The organism is Chryseobacterium sp. R2ACT005 (genome assembly GCF_049949215.1).
GTDB lineage: Bacteria > Bacteroidota > Bacteroidia > Flavobacteriales > Weeksellaceae > Chryseobacterium.
Map to the genome: position 1 here is coordinate 2200697 of NZ_CP188192.1, position 17896 is coordinate 2218592.

Genomic DNA, 17896 nt, shown 5'->3' on the forward strand with positions numbered 1-17896 from the left:
ATGACTCTCAACTAAGATCAAAGTTAAGCTTTATTTTTTTACTTTTCACAATAGACATGCAAGCCAATATATGCCCCTGCTCTTCTTCTCTTTCAGTAAGATACTCATTCTCCAGCAGTTCCACTTCTCCTTCTTCTAAAGAACATTCACAGCTTCCGCAGATTCCGGACTTGCATGAATAAGGAACCGGAAACTTCTGAATCAGAAGCTGCTGCAGGATTTTGTCCTTGTTATCAGGAAGATGAGTTGTATATTTTTTTCCAAGCATGGTAAATTCAACCTCTATATCTTCAATCAGAGGAAATTCTTTTTCTACAGGATAAATATCATCATTAAATTCCTCAAAAAGTTCAAAATGGATGTTCTTTTTCGGAATTCCGTGGTGATAACAGGCATTGGCCAGTGTCTTGATCATTTCTCCTTTTCCGCAGATCAGCACTTCGTCCACCGCATCCCAGATCGTAGATTCTTCATCGGTATCATCCAAATGGAGAATCTGATTGATGATAAGATTTAATTTCTTGGCATCCAATCTGCCATAAAAAAACTGATCTCCTGTTTTCTCCTGTGAGAAGAAATAAAATATCTGAAGTCTGTCACCACATGTTCTGGCAAGATTATCCAATTGATCACGGTATACCAGGTCTTCTGAACTTTTATTTCCAAAAAATAAAAATAACCGGGTTCTGGGTTCTGTATGAAGAATATTCTTAAAGTGGCTCAAAATCGGGGTAATTCCAATACCGGCAGCAAAGGCTACAATGGTTCTGAACTCACTTGGCTTGGAAACCAATGTAAATCTTCCTGCAGGTTCACTCACCCATAGAATATCATCCGCATCATAGTTTTGAAATAACTGGGAAGCAGCACCTTTAGGGGAATTCATCTTTATTCCTAAACATATTTTTCCCTCATAAGGTGCCGAAGTCATTGAGTAATCATTAATAACCTCTTTACCATATGCCTGAAATTTTATACTGACGAACTGCCCGGCTTCAAACCTGAAATTTTCTTTTAAATTCTCAGGAATATCAAACTCCAGAGAAAAAGTATTTTTGGTCAGCTCTTCCTTTTTCGCTATTTTTAACGGATGAAACTGTATCAGTTTTCCTTTATAGATTTGTTGTTCCATAACTTCAATTCAAAAATAGATAAAAAATAATTTATGAAGAAGATAATTTTATCCACGCTACTCCTTACTGCATTGTACAGCTGTAAAAAAGAAGGCCAGAAAACTGAAAATACTGCAGCTGCAGATTCTCTTTCTGTGCCCCAACCAACAGGTGCTGAAGAAAGTACATATATTCCCAAAGAACTTTCTCCTGAAAATGTAAGTCAGTATTTAGCAAAAAACAATGATACTTTATATGTCACCAACTTTTTTGCAACCTGGTGCGGCCCATGCATGAGAGAAATTCCAAGTTTTAAAAGTAAAATGGAGGAACTGAAGGGTAAACCGGTAAAATTCACTTTCATAAACCTTGACGATAAAGCTGATTGGGCTGGTGCTGTAAAGAATTTTGCAACAGAAAATAAGCTGGGAAAAAATGTTATCTTACTTGATGGACAAAAACTAGATCAGAATTTCTTCACTTCCAATTTCAAACAATGGGACGGAGGTTCTATTCCCTTTACTTTCATGAGAAAAGGAGATAAAACCGATGAATATCTGGGAATGATGACGGAAGATGTATTAAATTCAAAAATCGATTCTTTCTTAAAATAAAATAGACTGAACTCTTTCTAAATCATGTCAAAAAGATTTAAAATCCTGTGTTTGCTATTTGTGATTGCCATTATTATGAGTGCTGTCATCAATCTGAACACAGGGTTTTTAAGTTTAAGCTTCCAGGATTTCTTTCTGGATTCTAGTCATAACCAAATTGCCGAAATCCGTATCAACCGTGTTTTGGTAATGATGCTGGCCGGAATTTCAATTCCTACTTCAGGTTTTCTGATGCAGGAATATTTTCAAAACCCGCTGGCAGGACCTGATATATTGGGAATCACTTCGGTTGCCAGCCTGTCTGTCGCCTTTTATATTTTCTTTTCCCACAATATTGTACTTCCTGAGTTTTTACAGAACAGTTTTCTCAGTTTATCAGCTATTGGAGGAAGCTTGCTCTTAATGCTGATATTGTTGTCGATGTCTAACAGATTTCAGGACAAATCTTATCTCATTATTTTTGGGTTTCTTGTATCTGCTTTTGCCGGGGCAATTGTATCATTACTTCAGTTTTATGCGGAGAATCAAAGCTTGAAAAATTATATATTATGGTCTTTCGGAGCCAATAATATGGTGACCAGAAACCAGATTTATGTGTTGCTTGTTTTGGTTTTAATTGGAGTATTGATCTGTTTTAGAGCTATAAAACCACTTATTGGAAACTCTCTTGGGAATTCCTATGCACAAAGTTTAGGAGTAAATCTGAAACAGCTGAAACTTTTAATAATAGTTGCCTCTTCTCTCCTTTCAGCTTCTGTTACTGCATTTCTAGGACCTATTCTCTTTGTAGGAATTATTGTCCCTCACTTCTGCAGACTTGTCTATAATCCATCCAAATTATGGCAGCAATGGATTCTTAATATGTTTCTGGGAATGCTGATCATGCTGCTTTTCTCGGTTATTGCAGAAAAAACTCAGATTCCTCTGAATGTAATAAGCTCTGTATTTGGAATTCCCGTGATTCTGATGATGCTTTTGAAACAGAATAAGGTGTAGTTTTTTGTTGGATAAACGCAAAGACGCAAGGATTTTTTATACTAACGCTTATTTTAAGGTGCAAGAAAATCAAGGATTTTCAGCAAGCGTCGAGTATATGATTCTATGGCTTTAAATATTCAGTATTCAATTTATCGTAGATAAAATCTTTGCGCCTTAATAAAATATAACGCTTTTAATAGCTTTTTTTGCGCCTTTGCATTTACCCAATAGCATACCTAAATAAATTATTGCACCTACATTCCCGTACTTTTACCTAACAATTCATATTTTTAAGTTCAATAAGACACCACAAATGACAGAAAATGAACTATCAAAAATTGTTTTTGAAACAGGATTAAAAATTCATAGAAAACTTGGAGCAGGTTTATTTGAACATGTATATAAAGAATGTATGTACTATGAATTAACAAAAGCTGGATTTTTAGTAGAAAAACAAAAGTTTCTTCCCATCATTTATGAAGATTTGAAAATAGACAATGCCTTTAAACTTGATCTGATGGTTGAAAGCAAAGTAATTCTGGAAGTAAAAACAGTTGAATATATATCACCTACTCATAAAACACAGCTTTTAACTTATTTAAAAATGGCAAATTGCAAATTGGGGTTATTACTCAATTTTCAATCTGATGTTTTCAAAAATGGTGTAACAAGAATTGTAAATAACCTGTAAAGAAAAAATATAAAAATTTTGACAAAGTCAGATTCCTTGCGCCTTAAAACCTTATTTTTGTAAAACATTCTGCGCTTCTGCGTATAATCAAATCAAGTATGCACCTACAGATCAAACAGGCAAATATCGGCTACAATACAACTTTGATTTCCAATGCCAATGCGGACTTGAAGCTTGGTGATGTATGCCTGCTGATTGGTAATAATGGGGTTGGGAAAACAACGCTGATCAAATCTATTCTTCATCAGCTGCCTTTACTGAATGGGGAAATTTCTATGAACGGGAAAAATGTAAAAAGTCTTTCTGTAAAAGAAATTGCAGAAAATATTGCTATTGTTTTTTCAAAGTCTGTTATTCCGCAGCATTATACGGTTGAGGATCTTATTTCTTTGGGGAAATACATCTACTACCCTTTTTATTTTGAGTTAAAAAAAGAAGACCGTGAAGAAGTGGCCCACATCATTGAAGAACTGGATTTAAATCAATACCGATATACCCTTCTGAAAAATCTGTCTGACGGAAACCTTCAGAAAGCTTTTATCGGACGGGCGATAACCCAAAATTCCCCGATCATCATTCTGGATGAACCAACTACTCATCTGGACGAAAAAAACAAAATCATTATTCTTAAAACTTTGAGAAAACTGGCTAAAGAACAGAATAAATTGATCCTGTTTTCTTCTCATGATTGGAGGTTAGCCAAAGAGTTTGCAGATAAAATATGGTATGTAAAGGACAATCATCTGTATTCTGGAATTGTTGAGGACATTCTTCTTCAGCATGAGGAGCTCACCAATGCATCATTATTTCAAATTAATGAGACTTTTATTCCGCCTTTCATCTCGGCACCCCAGTTTCACAAGGAAATGCTGTATTCTCTGCTTCAAAAAAACTTTCCAAAAGACCTATCTGCCTTTAATTTTGACTTTCAGAATGCTTTTTGGGTAATTACTAAAGATTCCTCTACTTACCAATGTGAATCTTTTGAAGAAATCATTGATTTGATTACAAACATTCATTAATACTAGATTTTCTTTGATCAATTCATATACTATGCATGCATAGTATTATGCTAATCATACAATTTAATCTATTTATTATCAGGTTATTAACAAAATTTAACGTTAATAAATACTATGCATGCATAATATTTACTAAATTTGGGTAAAACCATTGGCGCAAAAATGATGGATAATAATAAGGAAAAAATAGAAAACGTAGATTTAATTTTAAAGCAGACCTGGTTGGCTGTTTCTAAAATGTACACAGAACTAGCCCAGGAACATGATTCCACAGCGGTACAGGCGCTTACTCTTCTTAAAATTGATCCCAAAGAAGGAACCCGAAGTACCAATCTTGGTCCTAAGATGGCTATTGAACCCACTTCATTAACGAGAATCATCAAACTTCTGGAAGATAACGGATATATCTATAAGGAAAAGACAACCACTGATAAAAGAGAGGTTATCATTAAGCTTACAGATAAAGGACTAAACTCCAGAAACATGTCAAAGGAAGTCGTTGTCAACTTCAACAAGAAGGTGATGGAAAAAATTGCTCCCGAAAAGCTGGATGCTTTTAAAGATGTGATGACTGAAATCATGAAAATAGCAAACGAATTATTAAACAACAGAAAATAAATTATGATGAAACCTCCGGGTGGCATATAATCTTATAAAAATAAAAATTTACATATGAAAAGAAGAATCAAACATGTAACGGTTCTTGGTTCAGGAATTATGGGAAGCGGTATCGCGGCTCACTTCGCCAACATCGGTGTTGAAGTATCACTCTTGGATATTGTTCCTTTTGAACTTACTGAAGCTGAACAGAAAAAAGGTTTGACCAAAGATGATAAGGTAGTAAGAAACAGAATTGCTTCCGAAAACTTTGAAAAACTTAAAAAAGCAAGTCCTGCACTTCTTTATTCACCAAAGTTTGCAGACAGAATTAAAATCGGAAACTTCGATGATGATCTTCCGAAAATAAAAAACACAGACTGGATCATTGAAGTGGTAGTAGAAAGACTTGACATTAAGAAGTCTGTATACGAAAAGATTGAACAGTTCAGAAAACCGGGAACATTAATTTCTTCTAATACATCCGGGATTCCTATTCATTTCCTGACAGAAGGAAGAAGCGAAGATTTCAAAAAGTACTTCGCAGGAACACACTTCTTCAATCCTGTAAGATATCTTCCTCTTTTAGAAATTATCCCTACTAACGATACAGCTCCTGAGATCATCGATTTCTATATGAACTACGGGGCGAAATTCTTAGGTAAAACCACCGTTTTAGCCAAAGACACTCCTGCTTTCATCGCCAACAGGATCGGTGTATTCTCTATGATGGATCTTCTTCACAATGTACAGAAATTAGGACTTACTGTTTCTGATGTTGATAAATTAACTGGTCCGGTAATAGGACGTCCAAAATCTGCTACGTTCAGAACAGCTGATGTTGTAGGTCTTGATACTTTGGTAATGGTAGCCAACGGCGTTCGCCAGAGTGGTGCTGAAGCTAATGATTTCAATGATGTTTTTGCGCTTCCAGGCTATATCCAGAAAATGATGGATAATAAATGGCTAGGTTCAAAAACAGAACAAGGTTTCTATAAAAAAGTGAAAAATGCAGAAGGAAAATCTGAAATTCACGGATTAAACCTTGACACTTTAGAGTATGAACTTCAAGGAAAATCTTCATTCCCTACCTTAGAATTAACAAAAGCGATTGACAAACCAATTGACAGATTCAAAGTTCTGATCGGAGGTAAGGATAAAGCTGGTGAATTATACAGAAAATCGTTAGGAGCATTATTCGCTTACGTTTCACATAAAGTTCCTGAAATCTCTGACGAGGTTTATAAAATTGACGATGCCATGAGAGCAGGTTTCGGATGGGAAAACGGACCATTTGAAATCTGGGATGCCGTAGGTGTTGCCAAAGGTATAGAATTGGCAAAAGATGCAGGATACGAAGTTTCTGACTGGGTGAAAAATGTAGAAACTTTCTATAAAGTTAATGATGAAGGGCAAAGTATTTACGTTGATAAAAATTCAGGAGAATACAATAAAATCCCAGGTCAGGATGCATTCATCATCTTAGATAATATCAGAAAAAACAAAACACTTTGGAGTAATTCTGGTGCTTCTATTGAAGATTTAGGAGACGGAATTATCAACTTCGAGATCCGTTCAAAAATGAACTCTCTTGGAGGTGAAGTTCTTGATGGATTAAACAGAGCAATTGATTTAGCAGAAAAAGAATATGATGGATTAGTTGTAGGAAACCAGGGAACTAACTTCTCTGTAGGAGCAAACCTTGCTATGATCCTTATGATGGCTATCGAGCAGGATTGGGATGATTTGAATATGGCGATCGCTTACTTCCAGAAATCAATGATGAGAGTACGCTACTCCTCTATTCCTGTAGTTGTTGCTCCTCACGGAATGACTCTGGGTGGAGGATGCGAAATGACAATGCATGCCGACCGAGTGGTTGCAGCAGCAGAAACATACATTGGACTAGTAGAAACTGGTGTAGGTGTAATTCCTGGCGGAGGTGGTACTAAAGAATTGACTTTAAGAACTTCCAGAGAATTCCATAATGATGATGTTAAAAACAACAGACTTCGTGATGCTTTCATGAATATTGCAATGGGTAAAGTAGCAACTTCTACGTATGAAGCTTATGACATGGGAATCCTTGAAAAAGGAAAAGACATTGTTTCCGTAAGCAAAAACAGACAAATTGCTGAAGCTAAAAAAGTAGCAAAACTATTAGCAGAACAAGGCTATACTCAGCCAATCGAGCAAAAAGTAAAAGTTCTTGGTAAAGATGCATTAGGAATGTTCTACGTAGGAACAGACCAAATGCTAACCGGAAACTTCATCTCTGCACACGACAAGAAAATTGCAGATAAACTAGCCAACGTAATGGTAGGTGGAAATCTGTCTGAACCAACAGTCGTTACAGAACAATATCTATTGAATCTTGAAAGAGAAACCTTCCTTCAGCTTTGTGGAGAAAGAAAAACTCTGGAAAGAATCCAGTACATGTTACAGAACGGAAAACCTCTAAGAAACTAGCGGAAGCTCCGTAGGAGTGAACTGTTAATAGATGAATAATTTAAAAATTGGAGAGCCTCGTAGAGGCGGCCTGTTAATTTATGGCAAATACATACACTCAGATTTATATTCAAATTGTTTTCGCTGTAAAAGGAAGACAAAATCTGATTTCAAATGAAAACAGAAAAGAATTACATCAGTTTATTACAGGTATTGTGTCCAATAGAAACCAAAAGTTATTCGCAGTTTTTGCAATGCCAGACCATGTACATATTCTCGTAAGTATGAATCCGACCCTTTCGGTTTCAGATTTAGTAAGAGATATTAAAGCGAGTTCTTCAAAATTCATCAATGAAAAAGGGTGGATCAATGGAAAATTCAATTGGCAGGAAGGGTACGGAGCTTTTTCATATTCTAAAAGCAGTGTTGATTCTGTTGTAAAATATATTTTAAATCAGGAAGAACATCATAAAAAGAAAACTTTTAGAGAAGAATATCTGGATTTTATGTCAAAATTTGAAATAGAATATGATCCAAAATATTTATTTGAATGGGTTAGCGATTAACAGGTCGCTCCTACGGAGCTCTACAAAGAAAGCATAAACAAATACTATGAACAGTTTACCTCTACGAGGCAAAAAAGTCTAAAAATAATTTAATTAAAACAAAATGAAAACAGCATATATAGTAAAAGGTTTCAGAACTGCCGTTGGAAAAGCTCCAAAAGGAAGTTTAAGATTTACAAGACCTGATGTCATGGCGGCTACCGTTATTGAAAAATTAATGGCAGAGCTCCCACAATTAGATAAAAACAGAATTGATGACCTTATCGTAGGAAATGCAATGCCGGAAGCTGAACAAGGGCTGAACGTTGCACGTCTGATCTCTTTGATGGGATTAAATACCGATAAAGTTCCGGGAGTAACCGTCAACAGATACTGTGCTTCTGGAAGTGAGGCCATTGCTATTGCTTCTGCAAAAATTCAGGCTGGTATGGCAGATTGTATCATCGCGGGTGGTACTGAATCTATGTCATACATTCCGATGGGAGGTTACAAACCGGTTCCTGAAACGGATATCGCAAAAACAAACCCTGATTACTATTGGGGAATGGGTTATACGGCTGAAGAAGTTGCAAAACAATATAATATTACGAGAGAAGAGCAGGATCAGTTTGCTTTTGAATCTCATATGAAAGCTTTAAAAGCTAATCAGGAAGGAAAATTTGCCAACCAGATTGTTCCGATTCCTGTAGAATATAACTTCCTGGATGAAAATCAGAAAATGCAGACTAAAAAGTTTGATTTTTCAATAGATGAAGGTCCAAGAGCTGATACTTCTTTAGCTGGTTTAGCAAAATTAAGACCTGTATTTGCCAATGGAGGAAGCGTAACAGCCGGAAACTCTTCTCAAATGAGTGACGGAGCTGCTTTTGTAATGGTAATGAGTGAGGAAATGGTAAAAGAATTAGGTTTGGAGCCTGAAGCAAGATTAGTTGCTTATGCAGCAGCCGGATTAGAGCCAAGAATCATGGGAATGGGACCTATCTATGCTATTCCAAAAGCTTTAAAACAAGCAGGTTTAGAATTAAAAGATATTGAATTAATCGAATTAAACGAAGCATTCGCATCACAATCTGTTGCCATTAAGAAAGAATTAGGCTTAAATCCTGATATTCTAAATGTAAACGGAGGAGCCATCGCTTTGGGTCACCCTCTTGGATGTACAGGAACGAAATTAACAGTTCAGCTTCTTGATGAAATGAGAAAGCGCGGAAACAAATACGGAATGGTTTCTATGTGCGTTGGAACAGGCCAAGGCGCAGCTTCAATCTTTGAATTATTATAATTAAAAAACAAAAATAATGAGTGATACACTTAATAAAACATTAAAAGGCGGTGAGTTTTTAATTAAACAAATTCCAGCTAATGAAATTTTCTCTTTGGAAGAACTTTCTGAAGAACAAAAAATGCTTCGTGATTCTGCTAAAGAATTTATAGACAGAGAAGTAATTCCACAACATGACCGTTTTGAGAAAAAGGATTATGCATTGACTGAAGAAACAATGCGTAAATTAGGAGAAATGGGATTATTAGGAATCACTGTTCCTGAAGAATATGGCGGTTTGGGAATGGGATTTGTGAGTACAATGTTAGCTTGCGATTATGTTTCCGGAGGAAATGGCTCATTAGCTACAGCTTATGGAGCACATACGGGAATCGGAACTCTTCCGACTCTACTTTACGGGAATGAAGAATTGAAAAAGAAATACCTTCCGGATTTAGCTACAGGAACAAAATTCGGTGCCTATTGCTTGACTGAGCCGGATGCAGGATCTGATGCCAATTCAGGGAAAACAAGAGCAAAATTGTCTGAAGACGGAAAACATTACATCATCAATGGACAAAAAATGTGGATTTCCAATGCAGGTTTTGCAGATACTTTCACATTATTTGCAAAAATTGATGATGATAAAAACATTACAGGTTTTGTGATCAACCGTTCAGAATTAGAAAATCCAGACAGTTTAACATTTGGTGAAGAAGAACATAAATTAGGTATTCGTTCCTCTTCCACCCGTCAGGTTTTCTTCAATGATATGAAAATTCCTGTTGAAAATATGTTAGGTGAAAGAAACAACGGTTTCAAAATCGCTTTGAATGCATTAAATGTTGGTAGAATTAAATTAGCTGCAGCAAACCTTGACGGACAAAGAAGAATTTTAAACCATTCTATTCAGTATTCAAATGAAAGAAAGCAATTTGGTGTTTCTATTTCTACTTTCGGAGCAATCAGAAAGAAAATTGCAGAAATGTCAACCGGAGTTTTTGTGAGTGAAGCTGGTTCTTACCGTTTAGCAAAAAATGTTGAAGATAAAATTGCAGACTTAGTTGCTGGCGGAATGGATCATCAACAAGCTGAATTGAAAGGTGTTGAAGAATTTGCAGTAGAAGCTTCTATCCTTAAAGTTTTCGTTTCTGACCTTACTCAAAATACAGCTGATGAAGGAATCCAGATTTATGGAGGAATGGGATTCTCAGAAGATACACCTATGGAATCTGCATGGAGAGATGCCAGAATTGGTAGAATTTATGAAGGTACCAACGAAATCAATAGATTATTGGCTGTAGGAATGCTTATTAAGAGAGCAATGAAAGGTGAATTAGATCTTTTATCTCCTGCAATGGCAATCAGCAAAGAATTGATGGGTATCCCTTCATTTGAAGTTCCAGATTATTCAGAATTCATGAGTGAAGAAAAAGCTATTATTGCAAATCTTAAAAAAGTATTCCTGATGGTTTCCGGAGCTGCACTTCAGAAATTCATGATGGATATTGAAAAACAGCAGCACTTATTATTAAACGCTTCTGAAATCCTTAACCAAATCTATATGGCAGAATCTGCAGTATTAAGAGCAGAGAAACACTTCTCTCCTGAATCTGTAGAAGCAGCTATGGCTCAGCTTAATCTTTACAAAGCGGTTGAGAAAATCATCTCTGCTGCTAAGGAAGGAATCATTTCTTTCGCTGAAGGAGATGAACAGAGAATGATGCTTTCCGGATTAAGAAGATTCACAAAATATACCAATCATCCAAATGTAGTAGCTTTAACTGAAAAAGTTGCGGCTCACTATATCGAGAAAGGAGCTTATTAGTCTTTAACAACATAAATTTGATTCAAAACGCCTCGTTAAGGGGCGTTTTTTATATATTTAATGTACTAATCTTTACTTTTTATTGATGAATTTAAAATTATATGTTTTTATTGTATTTCTGATTCCCGGAATTATTTTTTCACAACGAAAGCCCAATGATACCCTTAGATGCAGCGACCTAATGGAAGATCCGATTATAAACAAAATAGTATATGCCTACCAAAACAAACCTGAGAAACCTAAAAAAATTGTTAACAGTGAACGGACCGCCTTTTGTGGAACAGAGCTGATGAAGGAATTTGAGGAAGAAACATGTATTACAACAAGGATGATTCTTAATGATTATCCTTTTTTAATAAATGAAATTAAGAAGCTTGTCAATCACTATCCGAATTATATAAGATCAGATATATTTTGGATAGACAGAAAAAAAGAAAGGAATGATAAAAGCTTACGGGTTTACAGGGAAGAAACATTAAAAAAATGGGAATCAAAAGGCAATCACTCCTATTTTTCAATTCTCATTATTTCTGATAAAACCAATAACAATCATGAGGCTACAACCCTTACAATCAGATTTCCCGGGAAAACAATCACAAAACACTACAGATTATTACTGAAGGATCAATAATTTTTGCTAATTTTATTATAACTAAAAACCATAAAGCGCAAAACATAATATGAAGACATTATTTCCCCTACTCCTTTTATCTGCTTCTCTGACGGCACAAAAAAAGGAAAATTTAATTCCTATTCCCAAAACAGATACCGTAAAAATTGCCAGCAAAGGGAAATTCCCCGGATACTTTGCGCTGAAATCAAATCAGTCACGGACAGGACTTTATAAAATGTTGATTAAGAAACCTAATGATACTACGGCTTATCTGGCTTTGAAAGAATCCTCAAAGGACTATTCACAATACAAGATTTTAAACGCGATTACTCCTGGCAAACTCCAGATAAGTTCAAAGGAGCTCATACCACCTAAATAATATAACACAAATTCAAAAAAACGATAAACATGGGAAAATTTATTATCTCTAAAAGAACAAACGGAGACTTTCAGTTTAACCTCAAAGCAGGAAACGGACAGGTAATTTTAACCAGCCAGGGTTACAGCACAAAACCATCCTGCGAAAACGGAATCGGATCTGTAAAGACCTATTCACAGGAAGATTCAAAATTTGAAAGAAATACATCCAATGACGGCAGATGTTATTTCAATCTTAAAGCAGGAAACGGACAGATCATAGGAACCAGCCAGATGTATGAATCTGATAACGGCATGGAAAACGGAATAGAGTCTGTAAAAAACAATGCTCCACACGCTCATGTAGAAGATGAAACAAGTATTTAAAATACATTGAAATAATCTTAATAAAAATGTCTTATTTTTTTAAGGCATTTTTTATTTTTGTACTCTATTTTTCATTAGAAATGACAAAAGAAGAATTACTGAACAGAGCAATCAAAATTGCTGACAAAGCCCATAAAGGACAAACCGATAAATACCATGCTCCCTATATTGGACACGTCATGCGTGTGATGAATTATGGTAAAACATTGGACGAAAAAATCGTTGGAGTACTGCATGATGTCGTAGAAGACCATCCGGAAGAATTCAGTCTGGATTATTTAAGGTCTGAAGGGTTTCCTGAATATATCATTTTTGCCATCAGCTGTCTTACCAAATTTGATCCGGAAGAAGATTACGATGATTTCATTAAAAGAACAGAAAGATCTCTGCTCTCTGTTGCCGTAAAGCTGAATGACCTTCGTGACAATATGGATCTCAGAAGAGTAAACAGAGAACTTACACCTAAGGATATTAAAAGATTCAACAAATATCTGAAAGCGTATCGTTATCTGATAGAGAAATATTAATAAAAAAACACATGACTAATAACCTTCCTGAAATTTCATCAGCTTATCAATCCAAGCTGATCTCTGCTATTGTATCTATTTCAGTTTTTTTCCTGATCTATCTGATACTTATACTCGCTTCTCTCCTGATGATATTCTTATTAGGATACGGAGCAATAAAACTTTTAAGTATTTCTCTCAATTACTTTACAGTGTTTGGTGCAGCAGGATTATTGAGTGTTGGAGTTTTTGTATTTATATTTCTTGTTAAATTCATTTTCAAAAAAACACATTACAGCACACGGCATCTGATAGAAGTCAACAGATCCCACCAGCCTGAGTTGTTTGTCATTATTGATGAAATTGTAGCTCAAACCAAAGTAAAAGCTCCACAAAAAGTTTTTCTTTCACCTGACGTGAATGCCAGTGTAAGCTATAATTCTATTTTCTGGAGTATGTTTTTGCCGGTAAAGAAAAATTTAACGATTGGAGTTGGACTTATCAATTCAACCAGTGTAGGAGAATTAAGATCCATTTTAGCCCATGAGTTTGGGCATTTCTCTCAAAAAAGTATGAAAGTGGGCGGCTATGTGAATCAGGCTGAAAAAATAATCTTTGAAACCGTTTACAATAATAAAGAATATGAAAATTTTATATTAGAATTTTCAGGAGGCAATGCTGTTTTTAAAATTTTCGGACTGATATCAGTCAGTTTCATCAATACATTCCAATCTGTTCTTAAAAGTATTTCAAATTTTCTTTTTAAAAATCATGCTTCTCTCCAAAGAGAAATGGAATATCATGCAGATGCTATTTCAACCTTTATCACCAATCCTGAAGAGCAGGCTTCATCTCTATTAAGACTGGAATTAAGTGATGCTGCTTTTAATTATTCTTTTAATTTTTATATTGACAGCCAGCAAAAATATCTTCCAAAAGATCTTTATAAGAACCAGATTTCTTTAATGAAAATCTTATGCGAAAGAAATAATCATCCTTACATAAACGGACTTCCTAAAATAGATGCCGAAGATCTTACCCGATACAATAAATCCAGAATAGAAATTGAAGACCAATGGACTTCACATCCGGATATCCTAAAAAGAATTGAAAGGATTAAAATAAACGATACCAGGAATACAGCCGCAGACCACAGGTATGCAAAAGAGATTATCAGTGGTTTTGATAATATCTGTGAAATAATGACCGCGAAATTCCTCACTTTACACAGTGTAAAAAATGTAGGAGAAGTGATAGATGATGAAAGTTTTATAAAACTCTATCTGGACAATAATATGTATAAAACTTTCAGTTCAGATTTTAACGGATATTACGAAAGGCATAATCCTATTGTAGAAAATATTGAATCTGTAATTTCAGGTTCTGTCCCTCAGCAAATTTCCGATCTTTTCAGTGACAAAAAGGTATCTTTAGTCTATGAAAAATCCGGAATAGAGAGTGATATCCAGACTCTGCAATACCTGGCTTCCTATCCGAAAGAAATAAAAACCTTCAGATTTGATGGCAGTTTATACAAAGCAAAAGATGCCAGAAGCCTTATTCCTGAGCTTGAAAATGAGCTGAAAAAGGTACAAGAAGAACTTCTTGAGAATGATAAAGCCATCTTTCAGCATTATTACCATACTTCTAATGAAGATCTGAAAAAAGATCTGCTTGCCAAATATAAAAAACTGTCAGTCATAGATAGAGAATTTGATGATTTCCAGAAAAGTCTTAATGAATTTACGGTATACCTGCAGTTTATGGCGGTCACTTTACCCTTCGAAGAAATCCGTAAGCATAGGGCCAAGCTATTAAAAGCAGAAGAACCCTTTAAACAAAAGACCAGGGAACTTCTTGAAAATTCAGCTTATAAGGAAGCCTTAACTGATGAAGATAAAAATATTTTACAGGAATTTATAGATTCTGAATATATTTACTTCAACAAAGACAAATATCTTGAGCATGAGGTAGGTGCTATATCTTTGCTGATTGAAAAATACCGGGCATTACTCAATGATCACTATCTTAATTCTAAGCTGGATTTATTAAATTTTCAGTCAGGTTTACGTAAGAATTAATCTGCACCTGGGAAATCGTAGGTCTTCGTGTGATGATTCGTCCCATCGATGTTGATGTTTAACGCAAGGTAAATGAAATGTAAATTTTTGTTCCCTTTCGCTTCAAATTCACGCTGCCAAAGATATCCGCTCACGATTCCAAAGTAATCATCAATCTGATACCCAAAACCACCGTAAACTCTGTTTCTTGCAAAGCTAGGTTTCATAGGGCTTACAAAGAAAATTTCGTCATACGCATTAGCGAAGACAGTACCTTTTTTAATGGTTTTGGCATTTAAAGGAACACTTACATTCAGACGGTATCTGTAACGCATTCTCTGGGAAGTAAGATCTGTTTTAGGCTCATAGAACCAGCTTTTTTCAACACGAAAACGGTTTTCAAACTTTACGATGCCTTTTTTAATATCAATGACATCCTGAAGCCATACTCTGAACTCCTCTCTGCTTAAACTGTGTTCTTTATAGTTGACATATCTTCCCAATCCTACGAAAGGCTTGTGGTTTTTGGTAAGATTATACCCTATTCCTCCTTTTATCTCATAATAATCGGGGTAGGTATAATCTTCATTACCACGCATCTGCCCTTCTGCATAAAGGAAAAATTTTGGATGAAACTTATAGGTCAGAGTCACTGCATTGAAGCTGGAAATATGTTCCTGTGCTTTAAAAAAAGAAATTCCAAGTAGTAAACCTAGGCCTATAAGACGTTTCATAAAAAATTTTTGCAAATGTATATTTTTTAACAATTTATTAATATTAACTTTCATTAATATTAAATTAACACCTACTTAATATTAATTGTGTAGGAAAAACCAATGTGGAACCACCTTTGCGGCATTGCCACCCCAAATGCTTCCGTATAATTTGTATTGGTAATATTATTAACCAAAACGTAAACTGAGTAGTCTTTTTTAGCAAAACTCAGCTTTTCATCAACAAGATTATAAGTTCCCAGATTTACTCTTTCATTATAACGGTAAACAAGCTCATTGGTGAAGGTTTTCAGGAATTTCACTTCTAATTTGGAAATAACCTGGTGTCTCAGGTTGTCCAGAATATATCTTGAAACCAAACCGTTTTTTTCTTCATATTTGCTGTCGATATACGTATACCCAACTGTGTATTTCAGCCAGTCTAACGGCCTATGACTCCACTCTGCTTCAATCCCTTTCGTTTTGATGTCTCCTACATTCTCGGCAAACCAAATTTTGTCTTTAAGGTCATTTTTAACCCAGTCAATAGAATTGCTGGAGTTCCTTAAAAACCCGCTTATTTTAGCTAAAATTCTGTTATTTTGATATTGATATCCTACCTCGGATGAAAGCGCATTTTCAGGCTGTAAATTCGGATTTCCCTGTTCTGTTCCGCTGACATAATAAAGTTCAGTAAAGGTTGGTATACGATGTACTTTTGCAATATTTCCGTAGATTTTACTATTGGGATTAAAGTTATAGCCGACATCCAAACCAGGATAAAAGAAATTTCCTTCTTTAGAGTAATTGGCCCATGAAATTCCCGGACTGATGTTTAGTTTTTTATCCAGTAATGAAAAATGGTGCTCAAAGAAAACCTGAGATACAAAGCGGTTTCTATCCCCCAGATTACTGCTCACTAAAAATTCTTTTCTCAATTCTACTCCAATTCCGGTGGTTCCCAACCCCCATTGGTAGCTAGAATTCACTTCACCGCCTACATTATTTCCAATATGCATATTTCTGTAAAAATCAGGATTCCATCTGTCATAAAGATACATATCCTGTCCTCTTCTCCAGTATACATTTGAATTAAGCTTTAGTTTCCCAAAAGTCTGCTGATGGGCTACACTTACAATAGAAGCCTGTGTTTCCTCATATTGTTTTGTTGCAGCACTGGAAGCATAAAAACCGTTGGCTCCGAATTTCTTTTCCGAAAAACCGGCCTGTACCCTTACGTCTCCGTTTTTGATATTCAGCTTTCCCTGATAAAATACATTTCTGATCTCATAATCAGTATTAAACATATATCCTTCTGAAGAAGCAGAATTGGCCTGAAGGGAGTTGGTAAACTTTTCATTTCCTATCTGCGCATTGAATCCAAGGCCATAGGTACTGAAATCTCCCCCATCTGCACTGATCTTAACTTTCTTTCCGGGAACTGTTTTAGTAATGATGTTGATAACACCGGCATAAGCATTCTGCCCAAAACGTCTGGCAGCCGGCCCTTTTATGATTTCTATCCTTTCTACGTCATCCAGGTCAACCGGGATATTCATATTGTTATGCCCGGTCTGGGAGTCATTCATCCTGATTCCGTTCAGAAGCAGAAGAACCTGCTCAAAAGAACTGCCCCGGAAACCGATATCACTCTGCACCCCATTGGCTCCTCTCCTTCTGATATCCATTCCTGGTACCTGCTGAAGAATTTCATCTATACTTCTAGCCGGAGAATTTACAATATCTTCTCTGCTGATAACGCTGATATTCTGGTTGGCACTTTTATAAGGTGTAGAGATAAATTTTCCCTGAAATTCAATGCTTTCAATATCTGTTGTCTTCTCCTGTGCATTTACCCAAAGTAAAGATCCCAGAAAAAAAGCACTTCCTATCTTTTTGATCATAATCGTTCCGTAGTTTTTCTTTTATAACAGATTCCAAAAGTAAGGGAGTTCACCAAGACAGACAAATGATAGTTGTCATAAAAAAAGATGCAGCGGAATGCTGCATCTTTGTGAGGGATTAATTCTATCTTTTCTTCATTAAATGTGTAACCAGATCTCTGAATAATTTTCTCATTTCTTATTACATATTTAAGGGTACAATTTTAAATAATTTTAAAACACAAAACAATAGTTCAGCA

The 17896-nt window shown here is 35.5% G+C and carries 17 protein-coding genes; 14 read left to right on the forward strand and 3 right to left on the reverse strand.

Annotation, left to right across the window (positions count from 1 at the left end; all coding sequences use genetic code 11):
* Positions 1-7: 7 nt before the first annotated feature.
* Positions 8-1132 carry a 2Fe-2S iron-sulfur cluster-binding protein gene (locus tag ACPF63_RS10175; protein ID WP_426482915.1) on the reverse strand — a complete coding sequence of 375 codons (1125 nt, stop codon included), beginning with the start codon at positions 1130-1132 and terminating at the stop codon, positions 8-10.
* A 33-nt stretch (positions 1133-1165) separates the two neighbouring features.
* On the opposite strand from ACPF63_RS10175, the gene ACPF63_RS10180 reads away from it, so the two are divergent.
* The 14 genes from ACPF63_RS10180 to ACPF63_RS10245 all read left to right on the forward strand — a co-directional run bounded on the left by ACPF63_RS10180 (position 1166) and on the right by ACPF63_RS10245 (position 15061).
* Positions 1166-1726 (forward strand): TlpA family protein disulfide reductase, encoded by a 561-nt coding sequence (locus ACPF63_RS10180; RefSeq protein WP_426482916.1) that lies wholly within the window; start codon positions 1166-1168, stop codon positions 1724-1726.
* Between the two features lie 24 nt (positions 1727-1750).
* Positions 1751-2722 (forward strand): iron chelate uptake ABC transporter family permease subunit, encoded by a 972-nt coding sequence (locus ACPF63_RS10185; protein WP_426482917.1) that lies wholly within the window; start codon positions 1751-1753, stop codon positions 2720-2722.
* A 295-nt stretch (positions 2723-3017) separates the two neighbouring features.
* On the forward strand, positions 3018-3395 hold the full coding sequence (locus ACPF63_RS10190) for a GxxExxY protein (protein WP_426482918.1): 378 nt from the start codon (positions 3018-3020) through the stop codon (positions 3393-3395).
* A 98-nt stretch (positions 3396-3493) separates the two neighbouring features.
* A complete protein-coding gene (locus ACPF63_RS10195) occupies positions 3494-4417 on the forward strand; it encodes an ABC transporter ATP-binding protein (RefSeq protein ID WP_180563660.1) in 924 nt (307 codons plus the stop codon).
* 165 nt (positions 4418-4582) lie between these two features.
* Positions 4583-5035, forward strand: a complete 453-nt coding sequence (locus tag ACPF63_RS10200) for a MarR family winged helix-turn-helix transcriptional regulator (RefSeq protein ID WP_034694513.1) — start codon at positions 4583-4585, stop codon at positions 5033-5035.
* Between the two features lie 54 nt (positions 5036-5089).
* Complete coding sequence (locus tag ACPF63_RS10205) at positions 5090-7483, forward strand: 3-hydroxyacyl-CoA dehydrogenase/enoyl-CoA hydratase family protein (protein ID WP_426482919.1); 2394 nt, start codon at positions 5090-5092, stop codon at positions 7481-7483.
* Positions 7484-7563: 80 nt separating this feature from the next.
* Positions 7564-8028, forward strand: a complete 465-nt coding sequence (gene tnpA / locus ACPF63_RS10210) for an IS200/IS605 family transposase (RefSeq protein WP_426482920.1) — start codon at positions 7564-7566, stop codon at positions 8026-8028.
* 103 nt (positions 8029-8131) lie between these two features.
* Positions 8132-9310: a thiolase family protein gene (locus ACPF63_RS10215; protein ID WP_047384701.1), complete on the forward strand. Its 1179-nt coding sequence runs from the start codon at positions 8132-8134 to the stop codon at positions 9308-9310.
* Positions 9311-9326: 16 nt separating this feature from the next.
* Positions 9327-11117, forward strand: a complete 1791-nt coding sequence (locus ACPF63_RS10220; protein ID WP_426482921.1) for an acyl-CoA dehydrogenase family protein — start codon at positions 9327-9329, stop codon at positions 11115-11117.
* An 85-nt stretch (positions 11118-11202) separates the two neighbouring features.
* Complete coding sequence (locus tag ACPF63_RS10225) at positions 11203-11748, forward strand: hypothetical protein (RefSeq protein ID WP_426482922.1); 546 nt, start codon at positions 11203-11205, stop codon at positions 11746-11748.
* Positions 11749-11797: 49 nt separating this feature from the next.
* Positions 11798-12109 (forward strand): hypothetical protein, encoded by a 312-nt coding sequence (locus ACPF63_RS10230; protein WP_426482923.1) that lies wholly within the window; start codon positions 11798-11800, stop codon positions 12107-12109.
* Between the two features lie 29 nt (positions 12110-12138).
* The gene (locus tag ACPF63_RS10235; RefSeq protein WP_426482924.1) at positions 12139-12474 is read left to right on the forward strand and encodes a YegP family protein; all 336 of its coding nucleotides are present in this window, start codon (positions 12139-12141) and stop codon (positions 12472-12474) included.
* Between the two features lie 80 nt (positions 12475-12554).
* Positions 12555-13001, forward strand: coding sequence for a phosphohydrolase (locus tag ACPF63_RS10240; protein WP_149387324.1), 447 nt, complete (start codon positions 12555-12557; stop codon positions 12999-13001).
* Between the two features lie 11 nt (positions 13002-13012).
* Positions 13013-15061, forward strand: a complete 2049-nt coding sequence (locus tag ACPF63_RS10245) for a M48 family metalloprotease (protein WP_426482925.1) — start codon at positions 13013-13015, stop codon at positions 15059-15061.
* On the opposite strand, the gene ACPF63_RS10250 is transcribed toward ACPF63_RS10245, so the two are convergent.
* Together ACPF63_RS10250 and ACPF63_RS10255 are read right to left on the reverse strand one after the other, a co-directional pair.
* Positions 15058-15774, reverse strand: a complete 717-nt coding sequence (locus ACPF63_RS10250) for a DUF2490 domain-containing protein (protein WP_426482926.1) — start codon at positions 15772-15774, stop codon at positions 15058-15060. The two genes, ACPF63_RS10245 and ACPF63_RS10250, sit on opposite strands and share 4 nt — an antisense overlap.
* 71 nt (positions 15775-15845) lie before the next feature.
* A complete protein-coding gene (locus ACPF63_RS10255; RefSeq protein WP_426482927.1) occupies positions 15846-17657 on the reverse strand; it encodes a TonB-dependent receptor plug domain-containing protein in 1812 nt (603 codons plus the stop codon).
* Positions 17658-17896: the final 239 nt, after the last annotated feature.